This is a genomic window from uncultured Corynebacterium sp. (genome assembly GCF_937999985.1).
In the GTDB taxonomy this organism is placed as follows: Bacteria; Actinomycetota; Actinomycetes; order Mycobacteriales; family Mycobacteriaceae; genus Corynebacterium.
The window spans coordinates 1-6939 of the sequence record NZ_CALLDG010000053.1 but is presented as its reverse complement, the minus strand read 5'-3'; the positions used below and the strand labels follow the sequence as shown (position 1 = coordinate 6939).

Annotated in this window: 5 protein-coding genes and 1 pseudogene; 4 read left to right on the top strand and 2 right to left on the bottom strand. The window is 65.5% G+C overall.

All coding sequences use genetic code 11. The annotated features are described in order from the left end of the window. Both Q0331_RS02510 and dxs read left to right on the top strand, forming a co-directional pair. Nucleotides 1-268 (top strand): annotated as a pseudogene (locus Q0331_RS02510) (class I SAM-dependent RNA methyltransferase); the annotation flags it as partial. 98 nt (nt 269-366) lie between these two features. Further along, the gene (dxs, locus tag Q0331_RS02505; RefSeq protein WP_298074587.1) at nt 367-2259 is read left to right on the top strand and encodes a 1-deoxy-D-xylulose-5-phosphate synthase; all 1893 of its coding nucleotides are present in this window, start codon (nt 367-369) and stop codon (nt 2257-2259) included. Here the strand turns inward: dxs and Q0331_RS02500 are convergent. Together Q0331_RS02500 and Q0331_RS02495 are read right to left on the bottom strand one after the other, a co-directional pair. Then, nucleotides 2256-3527: a ribonuclease D gene (locus tag Q0331_RS02500; protein ID WP_298074585.1), complete on the bottom strand. Its 1272-nt coding sequence runs from the start codon at nt 3525-3527 to the stop codon at nt 2256-2258. The two genes, dxs and Q0331_RS02500, sit on opposite strands and share 4 nt — an antisense overlap. 71 nt (nt 3528-3598) lie before the next feature. Next, nucleotides 3599-4222, bottom strand: coding sequence for a DUF3000 domain-containing protein (locus Q0331_RS02495; protein WP_035003765.1), 624 nt, complete (start codon nt 4220-4222; stop codon nt 3599-3601). Between the two features lie 63 nt (nt 4223-4285). Between Q0331_RS02495 and hemE the strand changes: the two genes are divergently transcribed. Further along, nucleotides 4286-5443 carry a uroporphyrinogen decarboxylase gene (gene hemE, locus Q0331_RS02490; protein ID WP_298074584.1) on the top strand — a complete coding sequence of 386 codons (1158 nt, stop codon included), beginning with the start codon at nt 4286-4288 and terminating at the stop codon, nt 5441-5443. Then, nucleotides 5440-6885, top strand: a complete 1446-nt coding sequence (gene hemG, locus Q0331_RS02485; protein WP_298074582.1) for a protoporphyrinogen oxidase — start codon at nt 5440-5442, stop codon at nt 6883-6885. Before hemE ends, hemG begins: the two co-directional genes overlap by 4 nt. Nucleotides 6886-6939: the final 54 nt, after the last annotated feature.

The following is a 6939-nucleotide window of genomic DNA, read 5'->3' as shown; positions in this document are numbered from 1 at the left end:
AAGCGGAGGATCCGTGCACGCTGTGGTTTTGGACCCGCCGCGCACGGGTGCGGGCACGCAGACGGTTGCCGATATTGCCAAGGCCCGCCCGAGGCATGTCGTTCACGTGGGATGCGACCCGGCCACCGCCGCCCGCGACCTTGCAGCTTGGATCGACAACGGATACGCGATCAAGGAGCTGTGCGTGGTGGATGCTTTCGGTTTAAATCACCACGTAGAGCTGCTGGCATATCTGGTTCCAGACCGCCGCGGTCGCGCAGGCTCCTAAACCCCGGTAGGGGATTCTTTCAAAACACTTGAGCGCAGTTAGAATGGACAGACAAAACATTCGGCGCGAGACATGAGGACGGAGAAGAGTAGTTTCACATGGGAATTCTCGACAAGGTGTCTTCGCCCGCTGACCTCAAGGGGCTGGACACAAACCAGCTAGAGCAGCTGGCCGCGGAGATCCGCGAGTTTCTTATCCAGAAGGTCTCCGCAACCGGCGGCCACCTGGGACCGAACCTGGGCGTAGTCGAGCTGACGATCGCCATGCACCGGGTATTCGACTCGCCTTCCGACCCGCTGATTTTCGACACCGGCCACCAGTCCTACGTGCACAAGATCTTGACTGGTCGCCGGGATCTATTTGACACGCTGCGTCAAAAGGACGGGCTATCCGGCTATCCGGATCGGGCGGAGTCTCCCCACGACTGGACTGAGTCCTCCCACGCTTCCGCCTCGCTGTCCTACGCAGATGGTCTGGCCAAGGCCTTCGAGCTGACCGGACAGGTTCACCGCCACGTTGTCGCCCTGGTCGGCGACGGCGCGCTGACCGGCGGCATGACGTGGGAGGCGCTGAACAACATCGCCGCCGCGAAGAAGCGCAGCCTGGTCATCGTCGTCAATGACAACGGCCGCTCCTATTCGCCCACGATCGGTGGACTGGCCGAAAACCTGGCAGCGCTGCGTCTGCAGCCGATGTACGACCGGGTGATGGATACAGGTAAGAACGCCCTAGGCCGGATGGGCTGGGTGGGCGACCGCGCCTTCCAGGTGATTCACGGATTCAAGGAGGGCGTGAAGCACACCGTAATTCCTCACGAGATGTTCCCGGAGCTGGGCCTGAAGTACATCGGCCCCGTCGATGGCCACGACCTCCAACAGGTCGAAAACGCTCTGCGTTATGCCAAGGACTACGGCGGTCCCGTGATCGTCCACACGGTCACACAGAAGGGGAAGGGATTCGATCCTGCCGAGCAGGACGAGGCCGACCAGATGCACTCCACCGGCGTGATCGACCCGATCACCGGTGAGTCGATGGCGAAGAAGACCGAGGGCGCGATCAGCTGGACCAAGGTGTTCTCCAACCACCTGATCGACATTGCCAACGAGCGCGAGGACATCGTCGCCATCACCGCCGCCATGGCTGGCCCGACCGGCCTGGCAGACTTCGCGAAGGTGCACCCCAGCCGCACCTACGACGTCGGCATCGCAGAGCAGCACGCGGTGACCTCCGCCGCCGGCCTGGCTCTCGGTGGCCTGCATCCGGTGGTGGCCGTATACTCAACGTTCCTCAACCGCGCATTCGACCAGCTTTTGATGGACGTCGCTCTACTGAAGCTGGGCGTTACCATCGTCCTCGACCGCGCGGGCATCACCGGCTCCGACGGTGCGAGCCACAACGGCATGTGGGACCTGTCGATCACCGGCATCGTCCCCGGCATCCACGTCGCCGCCCCGCGCGACGCCCACACCCTGGAGCTGGCCCTCGACCGCGCAGTGGCCATCGACGATGCTCCGACCGTCGTGCGCTTCCCGAAGGGCAACGCCCCAGCCGACATCCCCGCCGTGCGCGAGGAGGCCGACTACGACGTGCTATTCGAACAGGGCGGCGAGCCGACCGACGGTCGCGTGCTCATTGTCTCTTTCGGAGCTCTTACGGACCAGGCGCTAGGCGCTGCGCAGGCTCTTTGTGACGCCAACTTCTCCGCCACCGTCGTGGATCCCCACTGGGTAGTTCCCACTGCGGATAGCTTGCTGGAGCTCGCCCGCGACTTCGACCTCATCGTCACGATCGAGGACAACGGCGTGCACGGCGGAGCGGGTAGCCGTCTGCACTACGACCTGTCCCAGGCGGGCATCGACGTGCCCGTCCGCAACCTGGGCGTACCGCAAGAGTTCCTGGCGCATGCCTCGCGCGGCGAGGTGCTCGAGGAGCTGGGCCTGGACGTGGAGACCGTCGCCCGGACCGTCGTGGGTTACGCGGAGAAGCTTTAACCTGCGTAGACTGCCGCGACGGCAGGTGTGACAGCGTCGAGTAGTAACTCCACCTGCCACGGTCGCAGCCCCAGGGCGGACCACTTTTCGCCGAGCAGTTCCTCCCACTCTGCGATCGGGTCATCGGCACCATCTAGCGCGCTTGATTCTTCGGCCTGCCAGCAGGACCAGGCAGATTGGCGGAGGTTTTTCCTAGTAACAACCGTGTCCAGACGGATCTGCAGGCGATCCGCTGCGTCATCGGCCGCGGAGAGAATTGCTTCGGAGTAGGCAGCCGCACGGGGGTATTCCTCCGGCCAGACCTTGTGCTCCGGGATGCCGCGCGTGGGGTTCCGCGGCGGCAGGAACTGTTGGGTTTCGAGGTCTGGGGTCTCGGACATGAGGGCGTCCGAAAGAAGCTCGGCCATGTGCCTGCGAGCCCGAGGTTTCATGCGCGCCCGCGAGTGATGCAGGCAGGAGTTCAACTGCCGCAGCGCACCGGCGCGGTCGCGATCGGCACGGCCGGCGATGTCCACGAGGTCACGGCTGCGCAGAATGGCCTCCGGGGAGATGTCGCCGCGGCGGGCCATAGTGTCGCGGGATTCCCAGAGGTCGTGGGCGATGCGGCGAGGCAGGGCGCCGCGCAGAGAACTCAAGCCCTTCAGACTCGTCCAGTCGTTCGCGGACAGGGGAGAGGCAGAGGCCAGCACGTGGTCGCACTCCTGGACATACCACTCGGTACGGCCGGTCTCGGCGAGGTCATCGAGGCAGTGTTCCAATAGCTCTAGCAGCCATTCGACGTCCAGGGCGGCGTAGTTGAGCATCGCGTCGGTCAGCGGCCTGCGCGACCAGTCCGCGTTGCCCTTATCCTTGGGCACCTTAATGTCGAAGTAGGCCTCCAGCATGCCGGAAAGGCCGATGCGTTCGGCCCCGAGGATCTGCCCGGCGATCTGCGTATCGTGCAACACGCGCGGGCGCCAACCCAAGGCCAGCAGACAAGGAAGGTCGGTGTGCGCGGCGTGGAGCACCCAGTCGGACTCGTTCACGACGTTGGCCATGCGGCGAGTGGCTTGGGGTTCGGCCTCGGGATCAATCAGGAAGGTGCCGGAGCCGTGGCGACGCAGCTGGATCAGGAACGCGCGATCGTCGTAGCGGTAGGCAGAGGCGCGCTCCGTGTCGATGGCGATGGGGCCGTGGCCTGCAGCGAGTGCGCGGGCGGCTGCGTCGATGTGCTGCGGGGTATTCCGCAGAACCGGGGTGCCGGCGGCGGGGACAGAGACAAAACTCACGGCTATAACGATACGTCAGCCCGCCGGCTGGCTCGTCCCGGAGCCTCTCGCCGATACTAGAAGTCGTTTTACTAGGAGTCGTTTGCGGCTGCGGTGCCCGCGGGCCGAGCGCCGAAAGCCAGGCTGGTCACGCCCTCGGGCGGCAGGCCGGCGACGTTGGCCAGCACCTCCGCGAAGGCCTGGACGTGGCCGGTGAGGTCGGAACCGGTGGCGGTCCAGGAGGCGCGCATCTCCAGTTGGAAGGCGCGCGGCGGGCCGCCGATTTCTCCGTAGCGGACAGAAGCAGTAGAAGTCACCGTGCCGCCGAGGTCGGTGTATTCACAACTCGGGGAATCCAGCTGCTCCTTGAGCCAGTCCCATGCCACGTCCGGCAGCAGCGGGTCGGAGGCCACGGCGGCGTCCATGTCCGCCTGGATGTAGGCGACCATACGCATGCGCTTGCCCTTCCATTGCTCTTCACCCTGCGGGTCGTGGAGCAGGATCAGGCGGCCGAAGGCATCGCCGGCGGGGGTTCCGGTGCTGTCGTCGCTGTCCTCGTCGGCGGGTAGCACCTCGAGGCCGATGGCGTGGCTGAGGGGTGCGAGGTTGCGGGGCGGTCGGATGTCTCCGACGCTGATGCCGCGACGCACTTGTGCTTCCGACATGGAGCGCACCGCTTCGTGGAAGTACTCTGGGATCTCAGTCTCTTGGCTCACAAGGCCTAAACCTAGCCTTTAAGGTTTGTCGCGTTTGTGAGGCGCGCCGAGGGCGCTGGCATAATGGCATCTATGACGAGTGAGCCTATTGATTGCCCCATCCAAGGTGATACCGCTGCCGCCGAAGCGCGGCGTCGCGCCCACAAGGACGCGCCGTTCCTCGCCGCAGCGCGCGGAGAAACCCCTAGTCGCCGCCCGGTGTGGATGATGCGCCAAGCCGGACGCTCGCTACCGGAGTACCGCGAGATCCGTAAAGACCACGGAATGCTGGAATCGTGCTTTAATCCGGAGCTGCTCGCGGAGATCACCCTGCAGCCGGTCCGCCGGCACGACGCGGACGCGGCGATCCTGTTCTCCGACATCGTGGTGCCGCTGAAGGCCGCGGGCGTGGGTCTGGACATCGTTGCTGGCCGCGGCCCCGTCGTGGAGCACCCGGTGCGCACCGCAGACGAGGTGGCTGCGCTGCCGATCGTGGAGAGCAGTCAGCTCGATAGCATTGTCGAAGGCATCGGCGGTGTGCTGGAGGGGCTGCGGGACGATCAGGTTCTCATCGGTTTCGCCGGTGCTCCGTTTACTCTTGCCTCCTACCTCGTCGAGGGCGGTCCCTCGAAAAACCACGAGGTCACGAAGGCTCTGATGTACTCGCAGCCGGATGTATGGCACGCCCTGATGCGCCGATTGACGCCCACTATTATCCGCTTCCTGCAGGTTCAGGCGGAAGCTGGCGTGGATGCCCTGCAGCTGTTTGACTCCTGGGCCGGCTACCTGACCGCGCGGGACTACCGCGAGTTCGTCCGCCCGTACTCCACTGAGATTTTCAATGCGATGCGCGCCTATGGCGTGCCGATGATCCACTTCGGAGTGGGCACCGGCGAGCTGCTGGGCGATATGGCCCTGGCTGGCCCCGACGTGGTGGGCGTGGATTGGCGCGTGCCGCTGGATTCCGCCGCCACCCGCGTCTCCGCCGCTCTGCAGGAGGCCGACCCGACTGCGGAGCCGGCCGCCCGCGCCAAGGCGCTGCAGGGCAACCTGGACCCGGCCGTGCTGTTCGCCGGGCCGGAGGTGGTGGAAGCGCAGATCGGACGCATCTGTGCCGAGGCCGATCGCGCCATAGAGCGCGGCCAGGCCCGCGGACACATCTTCAACCTGGGCCACGGCGTTTTGCCGAACACTGATCCCGATGCCATCACCCGCGCCTTCGAGGAGGTTCACAAGCGATGAAGGCCAACCAGTTTTCCTGTCACTTCGAGAAGCTAGACACGTCCGGTCTGGAGGGGCTGCGCGTCGCCGTGATCGGCGGCGGCATCGCGGGTCTGGCCGCGGCCTGGGAGCTGCGTCGCCAGCTGGGGCCGAACGCCCGCATCCTGCTGACCGAGGCCTACGACCGCCTGGGCGGAAAGCTCAAGACCGTGAACTACGCCAACGGTCCAGTGGACATGGGAGCGGAGGCCTACATGGGCTTCCGCCAGGACTTCACTGAACTGGTTGAATCCGTTGGGCTGGGGGATCAGCTGTGCGTGCCCTCTGGCCTGCCGAGCGGTTTCTATGTGGACGGCGCGCTGGTGGATATTCCGCGGCGCACGTTGATGGGCATCCCGTCCCGCGGTGCCGACGTTGCCGAGGTCGTGGGGCTGGACGGTGCTGCGCGCATCGACGCCGAGCGTAACGGCCAGCCGATGACCTGGACGCCGGGGCAGGACACGCCCGTCGGACAGTTGGTGGAAGCCCGCCTGGGTCGCATTGTGGTCGATCGTTTGGTCTCCCCACTGCTGGGTGGGGTGTACTCCTGCAATGCCTTTGACCTGGGAGTGCGCGCTACCCTTCCACAGCTGGCAGCGGAGCTGGACCGTCGCGGCACGGAGGGCCAGCCGTTCTTCCTGGTGGATGCAGTCGAGCATCTTCTTTCCCAGCGCCCCGCACCCCAGGAGGGCGAGAAGCCCAAGCCCGTCTTCCGCAGCCTGCGCGGGGGTTACGCCAGCCTGGTAGACGCGCTGGTGCGCCACGCAAATCCGGAGCTCCTGCGCAATACCGCAGTGGAATCCATCGGCCGCACTCGAGGTGGCTACTACATCGACCCGATCGGCGAGTTCGATGCCGTCATCGTCGCCACCCCGGCGCCCACCGCGTCGGCCATCCTCCAGTACATGGCTCCCACTGCCGCGGACGTGCTGGGTGAGATCGACCTCGCCAGCAGCGTAGTCGTTGGCATGCGCATGGCTTCCGCGCACGGCATCCCGGAGCGTTCGGGCGTTCTTTTGGGTAGTGACGCCCCCACGGAGGCGAAGGCCTTCACGTTCTCGTCTCGTAAATGGCCGCACCTGGCCGAGCGCGGGGGCGCTTTTGTGCGGGCTAGCTTCGGCAGCTTTGGCAACCCGTGGCACCTGGATGTAGATAACCGTGCCCTGTTGAGCTTCGCGGTAGAGGACCTGGAGCGTATCACCGGCGAGCGGAAGACCCCGGAGGAGTACTTCGTGCAGCGCTGGTGGGGCGGCCTGCCGCGCTATGGCGTGGGCTACATGGATGCAATGTCCGAGGTATACGACGAGGTGTTGGGCATTCGCGGGCTAGCGCTGGCCGGTTCGATGCTCAACGGTGTGGGCGTGCCTGCAACTGCCGCCTCGGGAGTGGAGGCCGCGCGGGAGATCATCCGCGAGATGGCGTGATCCACCCCACGCCTAGCTCCTCAGCAGTGTGATCTCGCGTAGATTGGACTTCGT